This is a genomic window from Desulfitobacterium sp., assembly GCF_035539115.1.
GTDB lineage: Bacteria > Bacillota > Desulfitobacteriia > Desulfitobacteriales > Desulfitobacteriaceae > Desulfitobacterium_A.
The window spans coordinates 1-25,218 of the sequence record NZ_DATLJA010000105.1 but is presented as its reverse complement, the minus strand read 5'-3'; the positions used below and the strand labels follow the sequence as shown (position 1 = coordinate 25,218).

The following is a 25,218-nucleotide window of genomic DNA, read 5'->3' as shown; positions in this document are numbered from 1 at the left end:
ATGTTTCAATTCCTCATAGGTAAGCTAAAAACCAATTTAACCCGCATAGAATGAGACCCTTGCAGTGAAATGGATCTGTGTAATTGATCATACTTTTGATTCAATGGCGCGTCAATAGCCATTTCCTTTGTCGTCGATCTCCAGGTTTTTTTACGTTACTGCACATCGACGACATTTAAGCGACTTGAACTCAAAACGCTAATCTGGAATTTCTATATGCCTTATTCAACTAAATTCACTCATCTCCTTTATTACATCCAAAAATTCTTATAGTCTCGTAGTCCACTCATCTCCCCACTAACTCAACACACCCAAACCCCTGGCTGTTCTTACTCCCTATTCCCCCATCTACAGCCAGTTGAAGCAATTCCTTCGGCCCGCTCAAGAGCAGCTTGCCCGCATACCCCTTGATCACCGTATCCTTATAATTAATAATTCTCATCCTTTGCAAACCTAAAGGCCTGACCTCTACTTCCCCTGCCGGCCCTTCCCCTCCAGAAAAAGCCCGATATTTTTTATGCAAATTCTCATTGAATAAACGAGCATAATCTGCCTCACCCGGTTGAAAATAAGCCGTGTATTTTCTCCCATCAGGCCTAAGTAAGGTACTATATAGAACAGCTGGTGAAAGCGTTTTAACGGTCACCTGATTTTCCCGAACTTGATATTGGCGGACATTAACCTTTTCAATCTCCAATTCCTGGGCACCCAAACGCAACCTTCCTTTTGTTAACAAGATATTAACTAAGGATTGACAAAAATCTTGCAAAGGAGATGATACTATAAGCTTCAGCTCCCCCTCAAATGCAATTGTCTTTTTTACTTTATCCATCTGGTAAATTCCCTGCAGCAATGAAAAGCTAAATAATTTAAATGCACGACTGCCATCCGTATAACCCTTCTCATGCAAGAAAGTCGCCAGCTCCGCATCAATCGAATGATAAATAGCCGCTTGAAGCAAATAATTATAGTTAATGGGTAAAATTACTATTTCACTTTTAGCCCTAAAAAACATTTCTAAATGAATGATATTCACCTTCTTTTCTTTACTCTATTTATCTTAAGATTAGGGCAATGACTACCAAAAAATCAACTATTATTTCAAAATTTATGTATTATACCCAAAATCCGCAGACCTCCACAACCAAAAACGGTTACTCAAAGATAACCGAGTTATCAAAGTAAATCAACTGCTCCAGACTTCTTGGACCTTTCGCTTTGTTTCAAAATCCTATATCCAATTGATGAACTGAACCCTGTTAAATAGACATTGAAGCAAAAAAACCTCCTGTCGTAGAATGTAACTATGACAGAAATTTTTAACGTGCTAGAGAAAAAAGGACTAAAGCATTAGCCCGTAACCATCAAAGCAGAAATTGTTGGACTGTATCTCTCAATGATTCGGGATTCATTTGACATAATTAAAAATCCTTATCATTAGAGTTAGGGTAGTCCTTGCCCTATAGAGGTTAACGGTTTTAAATAACTCTAGGGGTTAGATGATGTCAAAAATTTTAAAGACCCCTAAATAACTCAGGAGTCTCCGGTTTACAAGGTACAACTAAGGAGTCTTTACAGTAAAATCGTCAAAGTTTATTACACTATCTGACTTTGACCACACTCCTACTTTTCCATCAAGATAACCTTGAATCTGGTCTCCATTTACCACAAGTTTTAACTCATGCCATTGTCCGGTTTTAATAAAAAAAACTGACATTTCTGTGGTTTAAACTAAAGCTTTATTTTTTCTGGGCCTTCAAAGCCTTAATTTGGTGCACCCTTTTTTAGGCTGAGCTAAGTTATTTTTCACGCTATTCACCCCCCCTAAAACAAAACGTTCCTTCGTATAAAGGAACGAGATAAATAGAGCTTGATTTAGGTAAAATTCTTAATCTATACTTTTTAATATTGGGGAACTTGTGTTCCAATCTTTTAAAACAGTTCTTAGAATTTTCCCAGACCGAGTCATTGGAAGCTTTTCTCGAACCTGAACACGGAGCGAACAACCTATAACAAACTGATTACGAACAAAGTTGGCAACTTCACTACAAAAAGCATTTATTTCTCGCTCATTCATCGAATTTTCCTCTAGGGCAAGGTAAATATGAAGCGTTTGCTTCTGAGTTGAGTCGCTAAGGACAATTACTCCGGCCTCTAGGACCTTAGGATATTCCCAAAGCATGGATTCCACCTGAAAATAACTGATAAACGTTTGTCCGGTAAAAAATCCTTCCCGCTGGCTTCCATCCAGCATTCCCATCTGCTGTAGTGCAGCGAAACTACTCCCCACGTCTAACCCCTCCTTAAATATGGTTTTTTCATTTTTTCTCTCTATATCCCTCTGCTTACTCTTCTCTGTTTATTATTATAATCCAACCAAACTTATCCTTCTCCATTGTCTTACTCAAAGGCTCAAAAGACACTTTGAACCGTTGATTTCTAAGGGTAAAACTTTCCGAAGATAAAATGATACCTTTTGGTCTGAAATTGGGTATAATGGAAAGTAGATTTCGAATTTGAAGGGAAGATGAGTCTTGCCATTACATATTCATTTTGTAGGAGTTAAAGGAACAGGTATGAGCGCTTTAGCACAAGTCAGCGTTCAAGTTGAAGGAGCAGAAATTACAGGTTCAGATGTATCCGAACGTTTTTTCACGGATGCAGTCCTGGAACGTGCTCATATCCCAGTCTTGAACTTTGCCGAACACAACGTTGATAACGCGGATCTCGTCGTGGCTTCTGCCGCCTATGGTGAGGACCACCCGGAAATTGCTCGGGCTCGCGAGTTAAATATTCCTATTTTAACCTACCCTCAATACCTAGGACGGCTGATGTCCAAGAAACGGGGAATTGCAGTTTCTGGTACGCACGGAAAAACAACGACAACGGCGATGGCGGGTCTAACTCTCCTCCAAGCTGGTATTGATCCCACCATTATTGTTGGAAGTGATGTCCCGAGTATCGGTGGAAATGCCCATTCTGGCAAAGGAGAATTCTTCTTGGCCGAGTCTTGTGAATACCGTCGCCACTTTCTGAACTATTCACCTGAATATTTGATCATTACTAATATTGAATTTGACCATCCTGACTATTTTAAGGACGTACAGGATGTGATCTCCGCCTTTGTTGAGCTGGCACAAAAAGTACCCGCAAACGGTCGAATTTTCGTATGGGCTGAGGATCCAAATCGGAAATATATTCAAAGCCAGGCTCCGATAACTTCTTTCGGCTTATCCGAGGAAGCGGATATCCAGGCCAGAGAAATTAAATTTCATGACGAGGGAAGTTCCATGAAAATCTATGCCTTTGGGAAATATCTCGGAGAAATGCATCTTCATGTCGCCGGTAAGCATAATATCTTAAATGCCTTGGCTACAATCGCTTTATGTTTAGCTATTGACATTCCTGCTCAGAAAATTTTGGAGAGCTTATGTCAATTTAGTGGAACAAAGCGGCGTTTTGAACATGTAGGAATGAACGGTGGCGCTCTCATTGTTGATGACTACGCCCATCATCCAACCGAAATTCGTTCCACCCTGGAAGGAGCCCGCCTTTCCTTCCCGGACCGCCGGATTCGAGCGATCTTTCAGCCCCATACATTTAGCCGCACGGAAAAATTGCTTGATGAATTCTCGCATGCCTTTAATGCCGCGGATGAAGTCGTCATCGCTGAAATCTTCGCCTCCGCCCGTGAAAAAAACCTGAATACAATTTCTGCTTCTGTCCTTGCCGATCGGATGCAAAGTCAGGGAATCAACGTCCGTTTCATTAATTCTCTTAAAGGGATTGAAGATTACCTTGCTCAAACATTGACCCCTCAAGATTTGGTGCTTACCCTTGGAGCTGGAGATATTTATAAAGTAGGTCAAGGACTCGTCGGCTAATACAGGCACAGTCTAGGATGACAACCTCCAGGTTGGCATCCTAGATGGGGACGTCGTATTTGGTGGCAGAGACGTCGGAGACGTAGATTGCATCGCTGATAAAATGATCTTTTTGGAAATCAAAGGGAGCTCACAAGTGAGCTCCCTTTCTTAACTGCGGAGGAGAAAAACGCCATGAGCAAAAGATCCAGAATTGAACAAGAAAAGCAGACTGTAGCCCTTCTTGTTCAGCTTCACTGCCAAGATAAGCATCACCCGCAGGGGGAACTTTGTGAGGATTGCCAATCTCTTCTTGATTACGCGCATCAACGTCTTGACCATTGTAAATTTGGCGAGAATAAAACGGTCTGTGGAGATTGCACGGTTCATTGCTATAAAAAAGAGATGCGGGAAAAGATCATCAACATCATGCGTTATTCCGGCCCTCGCATCCTTTTCCATCACCCTGTCGTTGCGATTCAGCATCTCATCGATAAAAGGAACCATCCTCCGAAAAAGAACATCGAATGAATCGAATAAAATACTTGCATCGTAATATGAAAAACACATCCCTTAGAAAAAATTCTAAAGAATGTGTTTTTACTTTTGTACTTTATTAATTTCTTTGACGATTTCCATCCAATCCCTACAACGCTTGATCTCCTTAGAAAGCTCTCCTTGATTATAGCTTGCGTTAAGCAATAAAACAGGGACTCCTGCATCAGCAATCGCTTTGGCGTTTTTCAGATAGTCTTCGATAAAAAGTTCAAGTTGCCATTGTTTGGCCAATTCGACCTTACTTTTAAAGTCGGAAAACACAACCTGGTCATACGGAATTTTGTATTTATCCATCCAGCGTAGCGTAACCTCTTCCTCGTCCGCGGAACGAGCTGTTATATAGATGATCTCATGTCCTTGCGTGAGAAGAGATTCGATCCCTTTTTTAGCCCCTTTCATTGGCTGAGGAAGCATAAAAAGCTTTTCCGTATTCTGCTTGAAGAAGTCATTCATCTCGTCCCAAGAAACATCGTACACCAGATGTATATCATAGTCCTCGAGGACGGAAATATTCTTACCATAATATCGATTAAACTCCACAAGCCACGCCGTATAACTATCCGAAGTCACCCCATCAATGTCTATCCCGATACGCAATGTCTACAGTCTCTCCTTACCTTATGTCTTATATCGTCTTAGATGGCTATTTCTTATCTGCTTATAACCTCTCAGGCTTTGGAAGGTCTAATGCAGGGGGGAGATACCGCTTATGTTCGCTCTGGCGATGCAGCTTTTCAATCTTTTCAATCCCTTCCGCAGGAATTTCTTCCCCTACAAGGTAACGATCGATGAGATCATAGGTGATTCCCATTTCACTCTCATCGGTTTGTCCAGGCCATAAGCCCGCAGTCGGTACACGGTTGACAATTTTATCGGGGAGTCCTAGTTGAGCTGCCCAGGCACGAACTTCCGTTTTGGTCAGCGAAGAAATGGGTAACACATCGACACCGCCATCCCCATACTTCGTAAAATATCCGGTATAACTTTCTGGCGCATTATCTGTGCCAACCACCAGATAATTCAGAGCGTTCGCCACTGTATAGAGTGTCGACATACGGAGTCGAGCCTTCAGATTACCCTGGCTAAGCCGTCCCTCAAAGGTCAAACCCTGCTTCTGCAAACCCTGATTAACCTTTTCGAGAATCCCCTGATGAACTTCCCCTAAATCGACCTCGATAACTTTTAGGCCATAGGTTTTAGCGATGAGTAGAGCATCCTCCCGATCCTCAGGTGCCGATTGGGAAGGCATAATCACTCCAACTGAGTTCTCAGGGAAGGCTCTCTTACAAAGCCCGGCAACGACTGCAGAATCGACCCCACCAGATATCCCGATCACTACACCCTGCACTCCTGCCTGACTTACTTGCTCGCGCAACCAAGCAATTGCCATTTGTATCCGACTCTCAAGTTCACTCTTCGACCACATTTTTTATACCCCCTCAGCTTTTTTTATTTTCACAACACGTCTCAACTTTATTCACTTGGGAACTAATGTGTTGCAAAAGATCTCGCTTTAATTTGAAAAGTTTCGGCGATAAATCTACGATATACCGGTGCGGATTAGTTAACCGTTTGACTTCATCCCAGAGCGTATCCATTTCTTTTTGGGTATACGCCTGAATTTCTTGCAAACTGGGGAGCTCATAGACACATTTTCCTTTACGAAAAATCGGCTTTAAAAGTTCCCTGGTTGTAAAATCGGTCAACGTTTTCTGTTTCCAGGTCTGTAGTGGCTCAAATATCGTTAAAGGTTCGGCGAAATTTTCATCTTCAAGGGCAATCAAGTCAGCCATTGCCTTCCCCCCTTGGTCGTAGAAACGTACAATCTTCTTAATTCCGGGATTCGTAATCTTCGTTGTATTTTCAGACACCTTTAAGCGCGGTTCAAAGACCCCATCTTTCCCCTCAGCACATAATTTATACACCCCACCGAGCGCTGGCGTATCCTTCGAGGTAATTAGGTGTGTTCCTACTCCCCAGGAATCGATAGGAGCTCCTTGGGCTCGGATTGCCCAAATCGTATGTTCATCAAGGTCATTCGAACCCACAATCTTAGCATCGTAAAGACCAGCCTCATCAAGCATGAGACGAGCTTCACGGGAAAGATAGGTCAGGTCACCACTATCAATCCGGATCCCTAAAAAGTGATGTCCTTGAGCCTCCAGTTCCAAACCTACCTTTATCGCATTCGGGACTCCCGATTTAAGGACATTATAGGTATCCACAAGCAAAAGACATTGATCTGGGAAAGTCTCCGCATAAGCCCGGAAGGACTCTAATTCGCTCGGAAAACACTGAACCCAACTATGAGCTTGTGTTCCAGAAACAGGTACTCCGAATTTCTGACCAGCAAGCACGTTAGACGTCGATTGACATCCTCCAATAAAGGCAGCCCTTGCCCCTAAAACACCAGCATCTGGTCCTTGTGCCCTACGCAGGCCGAACTCTGCAACCGGTCCTCCACCCGCGGCAGTTACAACCCGAAAGGCTTTAGTGGCAATCAGAGTCTCGAAGTTCACCAAATTGAGGAGTGCCGTTTCTACGAGTTGAGCCTCAAAAATTCGGGCTTTAACACGCACCAATGGCTCATAAGGGAACACTGGAGTTCCTTCAGGAACGGCATCGATATCTCCTGCGAAGTGAAAATCTTTTAGGGCCTTGAGGAACTCTGCATTAAACAAGTGAAGACCTCTGAGGTAATCAATATCTTCTTCTGTAAAATGCAAATTCTCGATATACTCGACAACCTGCTCTAGACCCGCTGCGATCGCGTATCCCCCTTCATTAGGGATATTACGAAAATAAAGATCAAAGACCGCTTCTTTTTCATCATAGCCATGCTGTAAATACCCTTGCATCATCGTCAATTGATAGAGATCGGTTAATAACTCGAGATTTTTCATGCTCATCCTCCCAACTCAACTTGAAATGGAGTTTTTCTAAGACTCAATTTCGAGTAAGTTCTCTTTATTGTCGAAATATGAAGCTTACAGAAAAAAGTTATACCCAAGTTATGCACAGACTTTCAAGGGTTATCCCGTAGTTATCCCCGGTGTTTTTTGAGTTATTCCAAGGTTATCCACAGAGTTATCCACGCTATGCACAGTCTGTATATAGCTTTTGTGTATAACCCTGCCTGTTACCCTAGAATTTTCAGGGGGTTTCCCACTTTATTATACCTAATACCGGTATATCCCTTAAATAATTTCATGCATAAATAACTTCTCCAGATATTTCGACATAATTTTCTCTACTCTACTCAAAGTATCTTTGATGGATAAATCATCCACAAAGTGCTTTCTCTAGTTCTTGTCGCGAAAGCTCAATAGCCCGTGTCACTGTCTCTGGAGCAGGGCCACCCGTGAGTTTACGTTCCCGTACACAGTACTCAATCCCAATCTTCTCGAACAGATCCTCGGAAAATACGTTGGAAAACTCTCGGAACTCCTCGAGTTTAAGGTCTTCAAGCCCGCAGCCCCTTTTCGTGCAATAGAGAACGATTCCTCCTACAATCTCATGAGCCTCGCGGAAGGGTACGTTCTTTTTGGCTAAATAATCGGCCAAATCCGTCGCATTCGTAAACCCACCTTTAGCACCCAGGGCCATGCTTGCTCGATTAACTTTCATCGTTCGTAACATCGGTTCAACAACCAACAAGGATTTCTGAATCGTATCGATCGCATCAAATACTTGCTCTTTATCCTCTTGCATATCCTTATTATAAGCGAGAGGTAACCCCTTCATTACGGTTAAAAGAGCGATGAGATCACCATAGACTCGCCCTGTTTTACCTCGGACGAGTTCTGCTACATCCGGGTTCTTTTTCTGAGGCATGATACTCGATCCAGTAGAATACCCATCATCCATGTTTACAAATTGGAACTCCCCGCTTGACCAGAGCACTAATTCCTCACAAAGGCGGCTGAGATGCATCATCGCGATCGAGGTTGCACTTAAAAATTCTAAGGCGAAGTCCCGATCACTGACCCCATCGAGACTGTTTAAGGTCACCCCATCAAATCCTAATTCTCGAGCAACCGCCTCGCGGTCTAAGGGAAAGGTCGTACCCGCCATAGCTCCTGAGCCCAAGGGCGAAATATTAAGACGCTTACGGGTATCATTAAGCCGTCCCATATCCCGCAAAAACATTTGGACATAGGCGAGCAAATGATGTGCGAAGGTGATTGGCTGAGCCTTTTGGAGATGAGTATAACCCGGCATCCAAGTTTCCTTGTGTTTTTCAGCAATATCAAGGAGGGTACGAATTAACGTCGCCATGAGTTCTTTGGTCTTGTCAATCTCCGCTCTTAAGAAAAGCCGAAGATCGAGTGCAACTTGGTCATTACGGCTTCTTCCGGTATGGACTTTTTTCCCAACAACACCGATTCGCTCCGTTAAGAGTTTCTCAATGTTCATGTGGATATCTTCGGCACCCACCTCGAATTCAACTTTACCGGATTGAATGTCTACGAGAATTCCTTGTAATCCCGCGATAATTTGATCCGCTTCAGCTGGAGCTATCACCCCGACCTGTCCAAGCATCCGAGCATGAGCTATGCTTCCCTGGATATCCTGCTTATAAAGCCGTTGGTCAAAGGAAATAGAAGAATGAAAATCCTCAACTAATGCATCTGTAGTTTTTTCAAAGCGTCCGCCCCATAATTTCATGGAAATTCATCCTTTCTGCCGGAAAAACTTTGTTCTTATTTTACTCTTTTATTGGTTACTGTGCAAAAAAATTGATAATTCAACCGAGGGGATGTTTTCTTTCAAACGGAGGTCACAAACGGAGGGACGGTTCTTTTGCTTCCTTTTCTTCTCAGAATAGGGTGCCATCATCCGAAACTACCCTTATGAGGGCGTATAAGTTAAAGCGCCCGTATGGGCGCTTAACATAATAGCTTAACTTTTAAGATTCCTATCTCAGTCCGGCTTTTTTCTCCATTAACGCTCTAACTTTCAAAGGAAGTCCAAACAAGTTAATAAACCCTTCAGCATCCTTTTGATTATAGACTCCATCCCGACCGAACGTCGCAAACTCTTCACTATAAAGAGAATACGGAGATTTTGTCCCAGCTAAGCTGCAATTCCCTTTATAAAGCTTTAAACGAACCGTTCCTGTCACATTTTTCTGAGTGACATTGACAAAGGCATCCAAAGCTTCACGCAGCGGGGAATACCAAACCCCATTATAAACCAGTTCAGCATATTTCAAAGCCACTTGTTCCTTATAATGAAGAGTTAAACGATCTAAAGTCAGATGTTCCAAGGCTTGGTGCGCCGTATAGAGAATCGTCCCACCTGGAGTTTCATACACACCACGAGATTTCATCCCGACCAAGCGATTTTCCACCATATCGACAATCCCAATCCCATGTTTTCCACCTAAAGTATTTAAGGTTTCGAGGAACTTGACGGGATCGAGTTTTTCGCCATTTAAGCTAACCGGAATTCCTTCCTCAAACTCTAATTCAAGATACTCTGGCTTGTCTGGAGCATCTTCAGGCGAAACTCCTAGGAGATAGAGATCTCGCTTCGGCTCATTCCAGGGATCCTCTAAATCTCCACCTTCATGACTCAGGTGCCAAAGGTTGCGATCCATACTATAGGGACGATCCTTGGTGACTGGAACTGGAATTCCTCGAGCTTGGGCATAATCCATTGCATCTTCACGGGATTTGATGTCCCATATCCGCCAGGGTGCAATGATTTCTAAATCAGGATTAAGAGCCTTAACACTGAGTTCAAAGCGGACTTGGTCATTCCCTTTACCCGTTGCACCATGCGCTATTGCAACAGCGCCTTCTTTTTCAGCAATTTCAACCAGACGACGAGCAATCAGCGGACGGGCGAAGGAGGTACCCAATAGGTATTTTCCTTCATAAACTGCACCAGCTTTTAATGTCGGATAAATGAAATCGGTGACAAATTCCTTTTGCAAATCTTCAATATAGAGTTTGCTTGCCCCACTTTTGATGGCTTTTTCGTTAAGGGGTTCAAGTTCTTCCCCTTGACCAAGATCGGCAGCCATCGCAATAACTTCATAACCATAGTTTTCTTTTAGCCAAGGTATAATAATCGAGGTATCCAGTCCTCCGGAATATGCAAGAACAACCTTTTTCATCTAAACTTCTTCCTTCCTTGTAAATATTATATTTGGAGTTTGCGGCTCGCCTCTATCTAATATACTTATTCTCCAATAATTACACAATCTCTACCACAGCTCATTTTACATGAGCAGAGCTAGAATCGCCTTATGCGCATGGAGCCGATTTTCTGCCTCGTCAAAAACCACAGATTGCGGACCTTCGAGCACTTCATCGGTAATTTCTTCTCCCCGATGGGCTGGCAGACAATGCAGCACAATCGCCTTGGGATTAGCTACTTTTAAAGTCTGCTCATTCACTTGGTATCCAGCGAACGCTTTGGCTCGGATGTTGGCTTCTTCTTCCTGCCCCATACTTGCCCAAACATCGGTGTAAAGTACATCCGCGTCCTTAGCCGCGAGCATCGGATCCTCGACGATTTCAATCAGGCCTCCGCCTTTTTTCGCCTCGGCTTGAGCTTGGGCAACAATTCCAAGATCAGGCTGATAATTGCTTGGGCTCGCAATCACAATATGCATTCCCAGCTTTGCAATATTCATCAGGGAATGGGCCATGTTGTTGCCATCTCCGATAAAACTAAGTTTTAACCCAGCCAACTGATGTTTATACTCTTGAATAGTGAGCAAATCGGCTAGAACTTGGGTGGGGTGAAACGTATCGGTTAGACCATTAATAACAGGAACATCTGAGTATTTAGCCAAATCAATGACATCCTGATGACTATACGTCCGAATCATGATCCCATCCACCATTCTCGATAGCACCCGAGCTGTATCTTTAATCGGTTCGCCCCGACCGATTTGAATATCCCGGCTGCTCAAAAACAAGGCATGTCCGCCAAGCTGCACCATGCCAACTTCAAATGAAACACGCGTACGAGTCGAGGACTTCGTAAAAATCATAGCTAAATTCTTACCCTGAAGAATAGGATGAGGAACTTTCGCTTTAGTTTCTTCTTTTAAACCTTTTGCCACATGCAACATATAGAGAATTTCGTCTGAAGTATAATCTTTAAGGGAAATATAATCCCGTCCCTGGAATTCCGCTTTATTGAGTAATACCATCTGAGCCAGCCTCCTTTATATGAATTATTATACTTTTTGGTGCATAATAATTCAATAGGCTTACGAAATTTTCTTTTCTTAACTACCTCGGAGGAAGCATAAGCTTACCTGACAAATCGAAACCTAAAGGAATAATTGCAGATATGGAGAATATAGATAAGATTACTCTCATTCTACAGAAAATAGTCGAAAAAGAACAGGAGGGACTCAAGTGCGTTGGTCTGAACGAATTAAGCTTACCCTTGATACCTTTAAACGGGTTGCGCTCCCGATCTATGGTTGGTATTTCATCTTTGCCTTCGTAGGATTGGGATTATTGATTGTTGGATTACTGCCCTTTGTAATGCCCTTGGTCAACAAAAAAGGCGGTTCCTTTCCCAACCCTAATCCACCGATGCCCCCCGGGAATAGTTTTTCCAGTGGTTTATCGCCATTTAGTGATAATTTGGCTTCCTATTTAGCACAAGCCCCTTATTTTTTCCTCATCTTCGTGATAATTCTCCTTCTCAGTTGGCTTGTAACTTCCGCTTTTATGACCGGGATGTTCAATCTAACTCAGAAAGGGCTTCATGAAAAGGTTCTTTTCCGAGATTTTCGTTTTTCAGGAATTTCTCGTGTTCTAGGTTGGTATGGCATCCTGACCCTAGTCAGTTTCCTCGTAATCGTTGCTGGAATCATCGGAGCCTTTGCACTCCGAGGCATATCCTACGCTCTTCCGCTCTTTGTAGGTCTCTACGTTCTCTTCTTGATTGCGCTCGGAATCTTTTTGGCACCTTGGCTTTCAACCTCCGTCTTTTATATGCTTAACCATCGAGAACTTCGCTTCAAACATTCGCTCAGCGGGAGCTGGGACTTTTATCGGCGGAACATGGGATCCTTATGCCTTTTCTTTATCACCCTGATCGGAATCCAAATCCTATTATCCTTCATCTATCAAGCTTCTCACTCACTAGGCCTTTTAGTGACGCTGCTCGCCGGACCTTTCACCGCAATTCTCCCGATTGTTTGGGTTCTGTCTCTAGAGGAAGAGGTAAATCAGCAGCCCCTAGATTCACAAAATACGACTACCCAAAGTCAAACTTGGACTTCTCCACAACTTCCTTCAGAGTCCTCATCGGATGAGCCTACACGCGGTTCCTCGGGCGAACCTTCTGAGGATCCTTCCAATGAGTCTATTTGCGATTCTGCTTCTCCGTCAAGCACGCTTTCCTCATCGACTTCAGCATCTTCATTCTCCCCAACCTTTCCAGCCTCTTCAGCGAACCCAACTTCACCAGAACCCTCTTCTGCTGAAGTTCCTCCTGATTCTATGAACTATTGTCCAACATGTGGGCAGAAAACCCGCTACGGTGCCCATTACTGTGCACAGTGTGGTACTAAACTTTAAGCTTGCTTTGCATTAGGCTTACTTTGCTTACTTAACTTAACTTATCTTACATCCTACTTTTTTCATACTTTACTCAGAATCTCTGCCTCCTGGGTTAATTATTCAGGAGGTGTTATTTTAGCCGATCTGTTTACATATAATATAGACAGTGATATCATCATAGTATCAACCTTATCTATTCTAGCATATCTTAAAATTATCAAAGGGGGCCAATGTTATGAAAGAAAAGGACGCGTGGACTCTCAATGGTTATCTCGTTTTAATCCTGATACTTGCTTTACTTGGAACAGGAATCGCCTTGCTCATTAAGCTTAATTTGTTTGGAATTGTCTTGCTCGTCGTCGGATGCATTCTTATAACAGGAATCCAGGTCGTCCAACCCAACCGAGCCTATGCCGTGACGTTTTTTGGTAGCTACATCGGAACGATTCGCGAACCTGGGTTCTGGTTCACCCTTCCCTTTTCCCTTCGCAAGAAGGTATCCCTCAGAGTCCGTAACTTCAACAGTAAAACCTTAAAAGTCAATGATATCGAAGGGAACCCGATTGAAATCGCTGCGGTCGTTGTTTTCCGGGTCGTCGATACTGCTAAAGCCATTTTTGATGTTGATAAATACGAACAATTTGTAGAAATTCAAAGCGAAACTGCGCTCCGACACGTAGCAAGCCGCTATCCCTATGACTCCTTCGAACATTCGGAATCCGGATATTTTCTACGTGGTAATGGCGAAGAGATCGCTCACGAACTCGCTCAAGAGCTCCAACAACGGCTCTCGCTTGCCGGCGTAGAAGTTTCTGAAGCGCGTTTAACTCACCTCGCTTATTCCACCGAAATTGCTGGTGCAATGCTTCAACGACAACAGGCCAGTGCCATTCTCGCTGCTCGGCAAATCATTGTGGACGGAGCCGTGGGAATGGTGCAGATGGCCATTGATCGTCTTGAAAAGGAAAATGTTGTCGTTCTCGATGAGGAACGTAAGGCTGCGATGATCAATAACCTGCTCGTCGCGATCGTCTCGGATCGTTCAGCACAGCCAGTGATAAATACTGGCTCGCTTTATTAAAGGTATTAACGAAACTTAGACTTAGACAGGTGATACAAAATGACCAAGAAACAATTTGCACTTCGTCTCGATCCTAAACTCTACACTGCTCTCGAAAAATGGGCAACTGACGAATTTCGGAGTGTTAATGCGCATATTGAATTTCTACTTCGCGAAGCCGCGCATCGTGCAGGTCGTCTCAAGATCGAGGAACCGCCGAAAGAAGAAAGTAACCCAGAGTTAAAGAAAACTTAGCTGACGCCAAACTAAAGCGAAGGCGACTGCTTAGTTGCCTTATCCTGCCAGTATTAACCACTTGCATCGTAGAAAAAAAATGCCGAGTAAGCGTTAAGGAGCGGGTATTATGGTGGATCTTTTAGAAGAGTTATTACTTCTCGCTGTTCACGAAGAAAAAGGCACGCTATCCTTTGCCGTTACCTCAAAAATCGATTTCTGTCTTTCTGGGGCTCTCCTCATCGAACTCGAGCTTCGGAATCGGGTAAAAGTGAATAAAACGTCCCTCGAAGTCATAGATCGAACACCTACGGAAAATACTCGGCTCGACATTCTTCTGAATCTCATCGATAATTCGAAGCGTGTCCGCTCCCCGAGTTATTGGGTTACGAAAACAAAAGGGACATTCAAACACCTCCGTCGTGAGTATCTAGAACAGCTCGTTGACCAAGGTTTTCTGCGTGAAGAAGAATGTCAAACTCTTTGGATTTTCCCCTCTACCGCCTACCCCTTGCGCGATAACCGTCCAAAAAGGGAAATTCGCGACCGTATCCGTCTCGTCATCCTCCGTGAAGAAACGTCAAGTCCTCGAACAGCTCAGCTCATCGCCCTAGTGCATGCTTGTGGCCTAACAAATACTCTTTTTGAGAAAGAAGAACGGAACGAAGCACGAAAAAGAATTAAGACATTGGCCAAAGAGAATATCCTGATACAGGCGATTATCAAAACGATTCAAGGATCCAATTCTGGAGCATATACCGGAAGCTTCTAAGGAAAAATGAAGCGCTCTTATTCCACGGGGACAGTTCTTATGTCTATCGGCAGAAGAACCGTCCCCGTGTCGTCCCATACCAGGGGGTGCAATTTTCAAGCTGTTAAGTAAATAACCTTAACGTTCTAATGGATAAACTTTATGATGGAGAATTTCGTTTATAATAACTATGGTTAGTTATGGTAAAATATTAAATTAATGGGTCTCTTTTAAATTACTGAACCCGGTAATCCTTTATTTCAAGTAAACGTCCTATAATTCATGTTAAGTAAATAAAACTGCGAGTTCCTAAAAACTCGCAGTTAGTGTATAATTTAAGTTATTGGAAAATGAACAATTGTACACCCACCAGGGAAAATACGATGAACACCAATAAATTAAAATTTTAGCAATACATACTTTAAGCGAGTTTAATTATTGACAAAAGAGGACCTTAGCTAAATGCAAAACTGGGTTTTAATCTTAAGGGGGAATTTAAGCGGAATTTTGGTTTTTAATTACCATGATTGGTAACGCTCTAATGACTTTTATAATACCTATACTTATAATACTTATCTTATTATTAGTTATTAAAAAATTGTTGTAAAAGAAAAACCTCAGTACTTGTTGTACTGGGGTTAGAGAAGTATTTATATTTTAAACAATACCTACCGCACCTGAAGAATCAACAAATATCGTAAAGGCATTAGTTGTACTTACTGTTGGTTGTCCTTTAAATGAATAATTAAAGGTTACGGACCCAGTAACGTAAACAGGATTACTATTATTATGACTAACGCTTGTTCCATTGTCTGAAAATGTACCAAAATAGCAGGTTGCTTCATTGCGCGAGCTTAAAACATTAACTACATATCGACTAACAAATTCCGTTAAAGCTACAACTGAATGTACATATACTGGAACACCACCAATACTATAAGTCTCTGTCATTCCCACCTCTCTAGTGTTTGATAAAGGATTTACTGAGCTTGATAAAGGATTGATAGTTGGTTCACTATTCCGTTTGTGGTATAATATGGTTATTTTGAAGCAGTAAATATAGCGTTGGGCAGGCTAAACTTTCTGTCATCCTAATCTCATTAAGAAAAGAGAAATAGAAAGGAGATCCATATGCAAACTATAAGAACAGAAATACCTAGAGATATAATAAGGGAAAAATTATTGATAGCTATTAAAGAGTATAAGATAACATTAAATACTTTAAATAAAGTTACTGGAATTGATATCAATTGGCTTTCAGATTATATAAATGGAAAGAAAAAAAGAGATGATTTACCAATTGAAAAATCTGGATTTCTATGGGAGCTAACCGTTTTTTTATCCGAGGGAATAAAAATGATTAGCGAAGATGAAAGAATAAAGGGTGTTATTGATATACTTGTACAAATATTTGGACTTGAATACGAAACTATATCACTTTATTCTGGACTAGAAAAACAGGATATTGAAAACTTTATGAAAGATACTAATTCGATTGACTATGAGAAAAAATATAAGTTAGCAACCGCAAGTATGATGTTACATTATCTATTTAAAAATCCAAATAATTCTATTAAAAATAATTAAATAAAAAAGACATTTCTATTTATCTAGAAATGTCTTTTTTACTATTTCGTTTTAGTTATCCCAAATATAATAGTTATCCTTTACTCTTGCTACTATTGACCCCAAAAAATAAGCGTAACCACTCATTGTAGCGCCATATGTGTGTCCTGAAATATTAGAAGTAGAAATAGATCCAACAAATTTATTTATAGGAGTGTTTCCACCAGAAAAACCGCTAGTAAGATCTGTTACCGACAGTAAACCCGCAAAAGATGTGGCTGTAACAGTCAGTGATATATTGTAATAAAGTGTGCCAGCATCTGCCCATAGATATAAAGTTCCTGCATCACCAGGAAAAGCTTGTAGTGGTTGAATGCCGGAAGAATTAGAATTTGATATTCGCTCAAGCGGTATTGCGGCTTTTTCACCTTCTGTTAATTCTAATGTTGTGTCACCTATCGTTATTTCATAGGTAGCTTTGTTGGTATCTACTTTTTCAGTAGATGGGGATTGGGCAAAAGCTGGTGCAGATATAGAAAATACCATTACTAATGCAATCATAATACTAGACAACTTTTTGAGTAAACTTTTCATAAAAAATACCTCCCTTTAATTTTTGTTTTTAAGCACTATTTAAATTATAATGAATATTAAATGTGAAATCTTAAGAAAAATGACAAATATTGTCGTTGAGCGTAGCTCGTGTCTCCCACCTCTATGTATCATATAACTGTTGCGAGTCCCATAATGTGCACTACGTCAAGTTGCCCGAAAGCCTAAACCTCATTTTCGGGCCTATAAGCTACTGACGCGTGATTTAGGTGTCCACCAACTCACGAGAAAATTCTGTTTCAAGCGAAAGAGTTAAACTCTTCGTAGCTCCGTTTTACTCCTGTTTGCTAGGTGCGACATTTTTGCCATCCTTGCCACTGTCTACCCTTCGTAAACACAAAAAGTTTCCCCCCGCACTACCCTTCAAAAAAATCCGGGTCATGTCTTATCTTGGGGGCATGGATTTGTTGCGTTTTGAGGGGGATAAGCTCCACACCTCCGGCTGCTGCATGGAGTCGCTCTCTCATTTAACATAGGGAGTATTAAGCATTATTAATGTAAATAATACCTTGTAGCATGAAGTATTATGGAAGGTGTTAAAAATGGATGAGGGATTAGTGGTCATTGTTCGAGCCTTTATTGGCTTTTTTACTCTTCTTATTTTTGCAAGGATCATTGGGAAAGAACAAATAAGCCAACTTAATTCTTTCGATTATGTGCTTGGAATTACCATTGGATCTATTGCCGCTTCCTTAACGACAGATTTGTCGAGTAGAGCATGGCCCCATTGGGTCGGACTATTAACCTGGGTCGTATTAGGTTTATTAATGGAATTGATATCTACGAAATGGAGATATGCCGCTAAGTATTTAGAAGGGGAACCCGCGATCGTCATCATGAATGGCAAGATCATGGAAAATGTTTTGAAGAAACTGAAGTACAGGGCATCTGAGGTCTCAGAGCTTCTCCGAAATAAAGGGGTATTTGATTTAAACCAAGTCGATTTTGCCATTATAGAACCTAATGGGCAGATCTCGGTCTTATTAAAACCAGAATATCTTCCCTTAACGCCTAAGGATTTAAATGTAAAAGTTTCCCCTTCAGGAATCAGTACCGAATTAGTTTACGATGGAATTATTATCGAAGAAAATTTAAGGCAGCTCAATAAAGACAAAAACTGGCTACTTGAAGAGCTCAAAAAACAAAGAATCAAGGATATATCTGAAGTCTTTTTAGTAACCCTTAATCCGGCGGGAAGTTTGTATGTAGACCGGTATGAGGATCATCTGAAGAAGGTTACCGACATCGGTGATTATAAAGGACCATACTAGGAGATGATTGAATGAGAACATTTTTAGTTAGAGCTATTCCCATCGTTACCCTCATTTTCTTTATTTTAGTTATGCTCAGTGGTGATGTCTTAAAAAAATCCTTTGGGAATGACGATAACATCACCCAATCAATTGCAATTCTGATGCAAGATGTTGATAACGAGAATTGGGAAGCAGCTGATAAAGATACAGATAACTTAACAAGAGCCTGGAATAAAGTCGTTAATAGAATACAATTCAGCTCAGAACGTAATGAAATCAATAATTTTTCTATCAGTTTAGCGCGACTGAGAGGGGCCATTCAAGCAAAAGATAGATCAGCTGGACTCCAGGAATTAAATGAAGCTTATGAACATTGGAACGATCTTGGGAAGTGAAGCAAGGCTGAATTAGGCAGAGGGACGGTTCTTCTGTCTGACTAACAAGATTAAGCATATCTCTGGGAGTGGATTTTGTTTCCTCCGTTCACTCCAGGCGCTGCGCAGACCTAAAGCTAAGGCACTGACTCCTTATTTTGGGGTCACGGGTCCCCGCCAATAATCGTCTCCTGACTCTGTTGGCGGTTGCGCACGTCCTGTGCGCAACCCTTTCTTTTAGGTAGTCGCCATTGCCTAAGCTTGGATATCTGCTTGCTTTAGTCGTTCTCTCCGAAATCAAAATTCACGTCCTGGTTTCACTTCCATATTTGTACGCATCTGCGGCCGGGGGTACAAAATGTACTCCGCCGCCTCCTGTGTCATAAAGTAATACATGCAAGTGACCTATGAAGCGGTCGAGTTAGTTGCGATTACAACTGCTTTGGCCAGGCGCTCGTCGAGCAAACTAGCGGCTCAAACTGTTAATGAAAGTGGGCGGGGTGCCCGCCAAAATCGGCATCCTTTCATCAGTGGGGCGTGGCACATCCGTGTGCCACGCCCCACTGATGAAAGTTAGTTTTCGCCGAGTTTGCTAGCGGCTTGCTTGAAGGTCTCCGCATCTGTAATCGCAACTCACGCACCTCTTGAAACAAGGGACCTGTCCCCCTGCTTCACCCCTGGATGCCTATTCCACCCAGCTCATATCACGCCCTGCATAGGACCAACCTGCTCGTGAATTTGTCGGCTAGCAATGAATTGATTGGCAAAACAGAGTACCAGGAAGCCCTGGTCCGTCAGCAGTCCGCCCGTTGTTTAGCCGGTTATGTGTATGCTTCGGCTGGCCCCAGTGAATCCACCACGGATGTGGTGTTCGGCGGCGATGTAATAATTGCTGAAAACGGAACGTTCTTGGAGGAAAACCGCTTTCAAGAACGGTATTGATTTACGCCGCTGTTGCTATTGAAAAACTGATGAATGAACGGAGAAAGGCCAATAGTTTTATGGGTGGTGTAGTGCCAGGAACCTACCGGATTCTTTTCTTTGAGTTTCAAAATGCCCGAATCAACATTCGTCTCGGACCTTGAAAAAAGACAGGTTGATGCTTATCCATTTGTCCGCGGAAAAAAAGAAGACCGGGATGTCCGCTGCCGGGAGATCTTTACCATTTAGTTGACCGGTTTAACCCAAAAGCTTACCAAAGCCGGAATCTGGAAAGCCGTGATTGGGATTTCCGGCGGGCTGGACTCGACTTTGGCCCTGCTGGTCTGCCGGGAAACTTTTGCCAAATGAGAATGCGGTAAGGATCGGATGAGAGGCCTTTCCCCAAATCATTGAGCAGGTTTTATTGCTTTAGATTCTTCCAAAACCAGGTACCTGTCCCCTTGTTTCAAATCATTTTTTTGAAATAACATTATACTCGTCTGACCTACGCCCAACATCCTTATTATATGCAATAATTTTAAAAAACCCATTTGTATCTTGTGGTACATCCCAAAAATATTCTGCAGTATTTTGGCCAGGCTCAACATACACTATCTCTATTAATTTTTGCTCTTTATATACTGCTGATCCAACCGGTGTATAAAACAAATCAACTTCTCGGCAATCGCCTTCTAAAGTAATAACAATTTTTACTTTTTCACCCACTTCAGCCCAGTCACCAGATTTAATAATTTTTCCATCAAATTTTATATCTTTTATTAACGGTGGTTGGTCTTGAAGTGATTTTTCATACAATTGCTTATAGTCGGTTTTATCATTATTAACAATATTAGGACTGGAGCATCCCGCTAGATTTACTAAAACAATTAATATTGCTATCCAAATTATTTTTTCATTTAACATTTGCCTCGCTTTTCCTCTCCTAGACTCATATGTCCCTTTGGGCCAAACTAATAATGAAAATTATTAAGACTACGTTAATAACTTTAATATTAAGGGCTAAGACTTCCATAATATGCTAGAAAAGACAGGAAGATCGTTTTTTAGTGTACGCCCCCGATTCCTAAACTGAGTACGCCCTTAAAGCAACTTGTACGAATAGCGGATTTGAGTGTGCCCCAAGACCCCTGTTTTCTTGGTATTCTCGCCGCATTAAGACACCGCTCATAGACAGCTTGGATGGATTGATTGTGGATCGGGTACTACCTTTGGTGGCTAAACGGAAGTCTTTCGGTCAATCCATGATCCGGTTAATAGATCGTGTTCTTTAGCGAGTATAAGATAATTATTCCAGATTTGGGCGGATATGCGGTTACAGGTAAAGAAACGATTTAGATTGTCTTTGGATGTTTGAAAATTCAGCTTGTATACCCGAATGATGACGAGCACCTTCTCACCCATTTTAACTATATTTTACCATGAGTCGGAGGTAATGAGAACGATAGTTCGGGTAAATAGTTGAGGACGACGATTCATAACACCCCCTGTAGAGGTGGGAGTCTTCTCGCCGTGCGCTGATAAATCATGTTGATTAACGTGAAAATCACCATCATGATAATGGTGCTGGGTCAATTGCCCGTATGGAAAAAATTAACACCCAGCTTCTCCGTGCTTCAATTGTCCTCAAATGTAAGAATAAATTTGATCCCTGGTTTAAGCAGCTATCTGCTTCCTTAGAATCGTCTCTGAAAGCTTCTGTGGATTATACGAAATCCGTTTTGTCGCATTATAAGTGGGTCTTATGAGGGGATCAGACCCCGGGGGTGTAAGGTTGACCGGATGGGAGACCTTTCCCCCGAGCAGTTTTTCTCGGATTATCCTTGCTTTTTACCGGATTTAGTATTTGACTTTTTTGCTGATACTTTCATGCAACGCTACTGATATATGCTACTAAATGTTATACTATTAAGAGGGGGATAAATAAGAATGATATCAGAAGAAGAGGTAATTCCAGTATTTTGAAATTCTTAATTGGCTAAAGAAGATTACCCGATGATGTCGAGTATATTAAATAGACTAACCTAGTTCGGGATTACCTTTAGATTTAGAGGTCTATACGAATAGTTATGGGAATAATTTATACGGAAACCAAACGCTAAGTACCATTTGAGTTATTGGAAAGGTAGGGAGGCAGAAGGATGAATAAGCGTGAAATTACGGGACTGGCTTGTAAAATTCTTGGTATCTTCTTTATTATTCAAGGAACTAATGTTTTGTCAAATATACTTACTTTTTTAATTCCAACGCCGAACCCAACAGGGCACGAAATTTTATTAAATATTATTTTTTCATCAGTTTATATTCTTTTTGGAGTTTTACTCTGGTTTCTTTCAGATAAAATCTCAGCAGTTATGGTTAAAGAGAAAAAGCATTTTGACATTAAATCAAGTAGTATAGGGATTGATGATATTCATAGAGTATCCTTTTCGGTTCTTGGTCTTTATTTTATCGGAAATTCATTACCAAAGTTAGTATCCAATTTAACGTATTCTATGTCAAATGGGCCTAATTCTATAACACGAGTAATACTTGGTTCAGTAGGAGTAATAACCGAATTTATCATAGGATTATGGATTTTCTTTGGTTCACAGGGTTTAATTAATTTTTTAAATAATATTAGAACTACGGGATTAAAAAGAGAAAATGATACTGAAGAAGAGGAATGATTGATATTACTCTTCTAACGGTGCATAACATAAAATTTCGGAACTAGAATAATACATGAGGTTGGGTATCTGGGAATTCCTAGATGTTATAGAAAATATTAGAGTGTCGCCATAAGCGAATGGCAACACCTTTTAGTTAACTTTTTAATGGGACTGATAAGGAAAAATAACTATTAGAAATAAGGTGTATAATAAGAATCTGTTCCATCCATTCCTGTGAAATCACAATTAACATATATTGTGTTAACTTTTGCTCTATAAGTTCCAGAATAACTTGTTAGCCAACTATAACTATGTGCTATAACAAGGTATGTTGCATTTGGATCTAAGTAGAAAGAACGATATGAGCCTGGGGAAAAACTACTTTGATATAAAGTTGATACAGCACTATCACTTGTGTTAAGCATCTGTAAACTTCCTAATTGTGCTGCTCCTCTTGAAATCTCAGGACTATATGAAGAACTAATCCAAACTAAATAGTCATGACCATCTACATACTGGTAACCACTCTGTTCATATTGATTACCTGTATAGTAGGTATTTACATTATAAGCTTTATATCCCCAATTCGGACTCCAGCCTTGGTGATATGTGTATCCAGTTGTAAAAACATCAGTTGCAAAAACATTTCCTGCCAAAACAAAGTTTAACATTAACGTAAGGACTACTATAAATAGATATTTTATACTTTTATTCTTTTTCATTATAATTTTTTCTCCCTTCTATAGATATAGTTTAGAATTATCTAGAGTGAAGTCATTATTAAGGTGTTGTTTATTAATAGTTAAGGAAGTTTTATTTTTCATATCTTTTTTGATATTCATCCAATAGTTTTCATGTTCCTTAGATATCTCTGGGTTCTTTGGGTTGCCATTTTCTAAAGATTTAAGTTCACCTTTCTTAATTCCAACTTCGATTGCATTATCATAGGCTTTTTTAAACGTTACGGCACGAAAAGCATTATAGTATTCGTAAGAATTCCAGTAATCGTCTAAACTCATACCGGATGCTAAACAGAAAGCGTCGATAGCCTTTTTAGCTTTTTCCTCTTTCGAATATACTGATTTTTCCAATTCAATAAAGTTATTAATCTCATTTTGCGTTGGAAGAAGATTGTTTTTAATGGCATAGTTAAAAATTAATTTTTCTTCAACCAAAGTATTAAAAATTGATTTAGTAGAGGAATCACCAATTCCAGTTACCTGTCTAAGACCTTGTCTAAATTTAATTTCTGAAATAGATATAGGTAATGATCCCACATTTGTTACTACATCATCATTATTTATTGCCTTATTTTCTATTGCACCTATTGATTTAGATAATAGTTCAGGATTGTTTTTAACATAGTTACCTGCGATTTTAGTATAGTCTTCTACATATTTTTTCTGATCAGCATAAGAATACTGGTATGAGGAAGTTATAAAAGTTACAAAGCAAAGTCCAGTTATAACTCCTGCTACTAATAGTTTTTTACGCATTTTTTCTCCTCCATTTTTGTAAAATTTTAGATTGCTAAATAAATGTTAATTCATGTTGGATTTTGCAACCTCTGCCTGAATAGAATCAATTACGGACCATATTCTTGATTAACAAATGTCAAAGCAAATATGATACGTATGCTGTTCTTCAACAGACTCACCTCCTCCCAAGAATTTAGATTATTGATCCTGATCTTTAATAAAGTGGCCATTCCTAGCTACTCTGCTTGAACTCACACTTTACCTGTCAGGACTCTCGTTTTACTCTCCTCTTTGTAATTTTAATAAGCTCTCGACATGCGACGAACCTGATACCCCAATGCTTGCTTGAACCATTGATGCATGATTGTTCCTTAAGAAATTTCCGGGGATAAAGAATCAGAACAAAATTTCCTCCTTTTCTTAGATCTTCCTTCACAAATATCCTCAGTAGGTGTAGTATAAAAATACTTACTATATTTGTGTAGGGGCGAAAGCCATTTAAATACTTCCTTTTGGTTAACCTTCACCCTTAGAATCATAAATCTTTCATACACTTTGGAAGATAATATTTCCTCCCCCTGTACCGGCGTGTTAAACCAACTAACCTAAGAAATATAAAAGAGGAGGAGATCTGTTCCTTATTCCCACAGCCAATCGTTGATTCACGGGGACGTAAGCCCTAGAATCCCGTGATTTGTTTCTGCCTTTTTGTTTTATAACAACCATTAAAAGCGAAGACAGCTGGAACTATTTAATTTTTATCTCCTTAGGTAAATTTTACCTTCCCCCTAGTAATTACTTTACAGTATACTAAACACTTTTGCACCGAAAATCATACTGCAAGATACCGCAATTATTTTGTGGTCAACCGCAAATCGTTTTCTAATATACATGCTCCATGCACTTAAAATCAGTTATCCCCAAGAAGAAAATAAACTTCAACTATATGAAATCCTCATTCGGAATAAGCCCAAGGCGTTTGGCTTCTATTATTGCTTCTGCTCTTGAAGGGACGTTTAATTTCCCGAAAATTCGAGTCAGATTGTACTCAACCGCACGTTGACTCATTAACAAAATATCCGCAACTTCCCTATTACTCTTGCCTCTGGCTACTTCTTGAAGAATCGCTTGCTCCTTTTCATTGATTGATATATTTTCTAAGCTGCTTTCATTCATCGAAACAGTTATCCGTGCTTCATTACGCCTTAGCTGCTGAAGAAAGGATACAGGTATAACTGCTTCACCTCGTAAAGCACAGCGAATAGCCGTAACAAGCTGCTCTCTGGATGCTGTCTTGCTTATAAACCCGGAAACTCGTGCTTCTATGAGAATATTAAAA

Annotated in this window: 28 protein-coding genes; 14 read left to right on the top strand and 14 right to left on the bottom strand. The window is 40.8% G+C overall.

What is annotated here, in order from left to right:
• Nucleotides 1–286: 286 nt before the first annotated feature.
• Both cas6 and VM640_RS16420 read right to left on the bottom strand, forming a co-directional pair.
• Nucleotides 287–1,015 carry a CRISPR-associated endoribonuclease Cas6 gene (gene cas6 / locus VM640_RS16425; protein ID WP_325394174.1) on the bottom strand — a complete coding sequence of 243 codons (729 nt, stop codon included), beginning with the start codon at nt 1,013–1,015 and terminating at the stop codon, nt 287–289.
• A gap of 873 nt (nt 1,016–1,888) precedes the next feature.
• A complete protein-coding gene (locus VM640_RS16420) occupies nt 1,889–2,290 on the bottom strand; it encodes an AMP-binding enzyme (protein WP_325394172.1) in 402 nt (133 codons plus the stop codon).
• A gap of 244 nt (nt 2,291–2,534) precedes the next feature.
• On the opposite strand from VM640_RS16420, the gene murC reads away from it, so the two are divergent.
• Nucleotides 2,535–3,884 (top strand): UDP-N-acetylmuramate--L-alanine ligase, encoded by a 1,350-nt coding sequence (gene murC / locus VM640_RS16415; RefSeq protein WP_325394170.1) that lies wholly within the window; start codon nt 2,535–2,537, stop codon nt 3,882–3,884.
• 174 nt (nt 3,885–4,058) lie between these two features.
• Nucleotides 4,059–4,394 carry a nitrous oxide-stimulated promoter family protein gene (locus tag VM640_RS16410; protein ID WP_325394168.1) on the top strand — a complete coding sequence of 112 codons (336 nt, stop codon included), beginning with the start codon at nt 4,059–4,061 and terminating at the stop codon, nt 4,392–4,394.
• Between the two features lie 69 nt (nt 4,395–4,463).
• On the opposite strand, the gene VM640_RS16405 is transcribed toward VM640_RS16410, so the two are convergent.
• The 6 genes from VM640_RS16405 to argF all read right to left on the bottom strand — a co-directional run bounded on the left by VM640_RS16405 (nt 4,464) and on the right by argF (nt 11,592).
• A complete protein-coding gene (locus VM640_RS16405; protein ID WP_325394166.1) occupies nt 4,464–5,018 on the bottom strand; it encodes a 5' nucleotidase, NT5C type in 555 nt (184 codons plus the stop codon).
• A gap of 61 nt (nt 5,019–5,079) precedes the next feature.
• Nucleotides 5,080–5,847 carry an NAD(+) synthase gene (nadE, locus tag VM640_RS16400; RefSeq protein ID WP_325394164.1) on the bottom strand — a complete coding sequence of 256 codons (768 nt, stop codon included), beginning with the start codon at nt 5,845–5,847 and terminating at the stop codon, nt 5,080–5,082.
• Nucleotides 5,848–5,860: 13 nt separating this feature from the next.
• Nucleotides 5,861–7,324 carry a nicotinate phosphoribosyltransferase gene (locus tag VM640_RS16395; protein WP_325394162.1) on the bottom strand — a complete coding sequence of 488 codons (1,464 nt, stop codon included), beginning with the start codon at nt 7,322–7,324 and terminating at the stop codon, nt 5,861–5,863.
• Nucleotides 7,325–7,703: 379 nt separating this feature from the next.
• Nucleotides 7,704–9,089 (bottom strand): argininosuccinate lyase, encoded by a 1,386-nt coding sequence (argH, locus tag VM640_RS16390; protein ID WP_325394160.1) that lies wholly within the window; start codon nt 9,087–9,089, stop codon nt 7,704–7,706.
• Between the two features lie 250 nt (nt 9,090–9,339).
• The gene (locus tag VM640_RS16385) at nt 9,340–10,545 is read right to left on the bottom strand and encodes an argininosuccinate synthase (protein WP_325394158.1); all 1,206 of its coding nucleotides are present in this window, start codon (nt 10,543–10,545) and stop codon (nt 9,340–9,342) included.
• A 105-nt stretch (nt 10,546–10,650) separates the two neighbouring features.
• Nucleotides 10,651–11,592: an ornithine carbamoyltransferase gene (gene argF, locus VM640_RS16380; protein WP_325394156.1), complete on the bottom strand. Its 942-nt coding sequence runs from the start codon at nt 11,590–11,592 to the stop codon at nt 10,651–10,653.
• Between the two features lie 211 nt (nt 11,593–11,803).
• On the opposite strand from argF, the gene VM640_RS16375 reads away from it, so the two are divergent.
• From VM640_RS16375 to VM640_RS16360, 4 genes are all read left to right on the top strand, one after another.
• On the top strand, nt 11,804–12,979 hold the full coding sequence (locus tag VM640_RS16375) for a zinc ribbon domain-containing protein (RefSeq protein ID WP_325394154.1): 1,176 nt from the start codon (nt 11,804–11,806) through the stop codon (nt 12,977–12,979).
• A 217-nt stretch (nt 12,980–13,196) separates the two neighbouring features.
• Entirely contained in the window at nt 13,197–14,042 is an 846-nt protein-coding gene (locus tag VM640_RS16370; protein ID WP_325394152.1) for an SPFH domain-containing protein, read from the top strand.
• Nucleotides 14,043–14,081: 39 nt separating this feature from the next.
• Nucleotides 14,082–14,276, top strand: a complete 195-nt coding sequence (locus VM640_RS16365; RefSeq protein WP_325394150.1) for a type II toxin-antitoxin system antitoxin — start codon at nt 14,082–14,084, stop codon at nt 14,274–14,276.
• 109 nt (nt 14,277–14,385) lie between these two features.
• Complete coding sequence (locus VM640_RS16360) at nt 14,386–15,027, top strand: GOLPH3/VPS74 family protein (protein ID WP_325394148.1); 642 nt, start codon at nt 14,386–14,388, stop codon at nt 15,025–15,027.
• Between the two features lie 636 nt (nt 15,028–15,663).
• Here VM640_RS16360 and VM640_RS16355 read toward each other — a convergent pair.
• The gene (locus tag VM640_RS16355) at nt 15,664–15,957 is read right to left on the bottom strand and encodes a hypothetical protein (protein WP_325394146.1); all 294 of its coding nucleotides are present in this window, start codon (nt 15,955–15,957) and stop codon (nt 15,664–15,666) included.
• A 180-nt stretch (nt 15,958–16,137) separates the two neighbouring features.
• On the opposite strand from VM640_RS16355, the gene VM640_RS16350 reads away from it, so the two are divergent.
• Entirely contained in the window at nt 16,138–16,593 is a 456-nt protein-coding gene (locus tag VM640_RS16350; RefSeq protein ID WP_325394144.1) for an HTH domain-containing protein, read from the top strand.
• Between the two features lie 51 nt (nt 16,594–16,644).
• Here the strand turns inward: VM640_RS16350 and VM640_RS16345 are convergent, their stop codons facing one another.
• Nucleotides 16,645–17,166, bottom strand: a complete 522-nt coding sequence (locus VM640_RS16345) for a hypothetical protein (RefSeq protein WP_325394143.1) — start codon at nt 17,164–17,166, stop codon at nt 16,645–16,647.
• A 560-nt stretch (nt 17,167–17,726) separates the two neighbouring features.
• Here VM640_RS16345 and VM640_RS16340 point away from each other — a divergent pair.
• From VM640_RS16340 to VM640_RS16315, 6 genes are all read left to right on the top strand, one after another.
• Nucleotides 17,727–18,455, top strand: a complete 729-nt coding sequence (locus VM640_RS16340) for a DUF421 domain-containing protein (protein ID WP_325394141.1) — start codon at nt 17,727–17,729, stop codon at nt 18,453–18,455.
• Between the two features lie 11 nt (nt 18,456–18,466).
• Nucleotides 18,467–18,832 (top strand): DUF4363 family protein, encoded by a 366-nt coding sequence (locus VM640_RS16335; protein ID WP_325394139.1) that lies wholly within the window; start codon nt 18,467–18,469, stop codon nt 18,830–18,832.
• Nucleotides 18,833–19,205: 373 nt separating this feature from the next.
• Nucleotides 19,206–19,388 carry a hypothetical protein gene (locus VM640_RS16330; protein ID WP_325394137.1) on the top strand — a complete coding sequence of 61 codons (183 nt, stop codon included), beginning with the start codon at nt 19,206–19,208 and terminating at the stop codon, nt 19,386–19,388.
• A gap of 155 nt (nt 19,389–19,543) precedes the next feature.
• On the top strand, nt 19,544–19,753 hold the full coding sequence (locus VM640_RS16325; RefSeq protein WP_325394135.1) for a hypothetical protein: 210 nt from the start codon (nt 19,544–19,546) through the stop codon (nt 19,751–19,753).
• Nucleotides 19,750–19,896: a hypothetical protein gene (locus tag VM640_RS16320; protein ID WP_325394133.1), complete on the top strand. Its 147-nt coding sequence runs from the start codon at nt 19,750–19,752 to the stop codon at nt 19,894–19,896. Before VM640_RS16325 ends, VM640_RS16320 begins: the two co-directional genes overlap by 4 nt.
• Before the next feature lie 85 nt (nt 19,897–19,981).
• Nucleotides 19,982–20,101 carry a hypothetical protein gene (locus VM640_RS16315; protein WP_325394131.1) on the top strand — a complete coding sequence of 40 codons (120 nt, stop codon included), beginning with the start codon at nt 19,982–19,984 and terminating at the stop codon, nt 20,099–20,101.
• Nucleotides 20,102–20,203: 102 nt separating this feature from the next.
• Here VM640_RS16315 and VM640_RS16310 read toward each other — a convergent pair whose 3' ends face one another.
• A complete protein-coding gene (locus VM640_RS16310) occupies nt 20,204–20,656 on the bottom strand; it encodes a hypothetical protein (RefSeq protein WP_325394129.1) in 453 nt (150 codons plus the stop codon).
• Nucleotides 20,657–21,891: 1,235 nt separating this feature from the next.
• Between VM640_RS16310 and VM640_RS16305 the strand changes: the two genes are divergently transcribed.
• Nucleotides 21,892–22,419, top strand: a complete 528-nt coding sequence (locus VM640_RS16305; RefSeq protein WP_325394127.1) for a hypothetical protein — start codon at nt 21,892–21,894, stop codon at nt 22,417–22,419.
• A gap of 173 nt (nt 22,420–22,592) precedes the next feature.
• On the opposite strand, the gene VM640_RS16300 is transcribed toward VM640_RS16305, so the two are convergent.
• The 3 genes from VM640_RS16300 to VM640_RS16290 form a co-directional block, all read right to left on the bottom strand.
• The gene (locus VM640_RS16300) at nt 22,593–23,123 is read right to left on the bottom strand and encodes a hypothetical protein (RefSeq protein ID WP_325394125.1); all 531 of its coding nucleotides are present in this window, start codon (nt 23,121–23,123) and stop codon (nt 22,593–22,595) included.
• A gap of 18 nt (nt 23,124–23,141) precedes the next feature.
• The gene (locus VM640_RS16295) at nt 23,142–23,897 is read right to left on the bottom strand and encodes a hypothetical protein (protein WP_325394123.1); all 756 of its coding nucleotides are present in this window, start codon (nt 23,895–23,897) and stop codon (nt 23,142–23,144) included.
• Between the two features lie 924 nt (nt 23,898–24,821).
• A partial coding sequence (locus VM640_RS16290; protein ID WP_325394121.1) for a helix-turn-helix transcriptional regulator occupies nt 24,822–25,218 on the bottom strand: 397 nt, incomplete at its 5' end.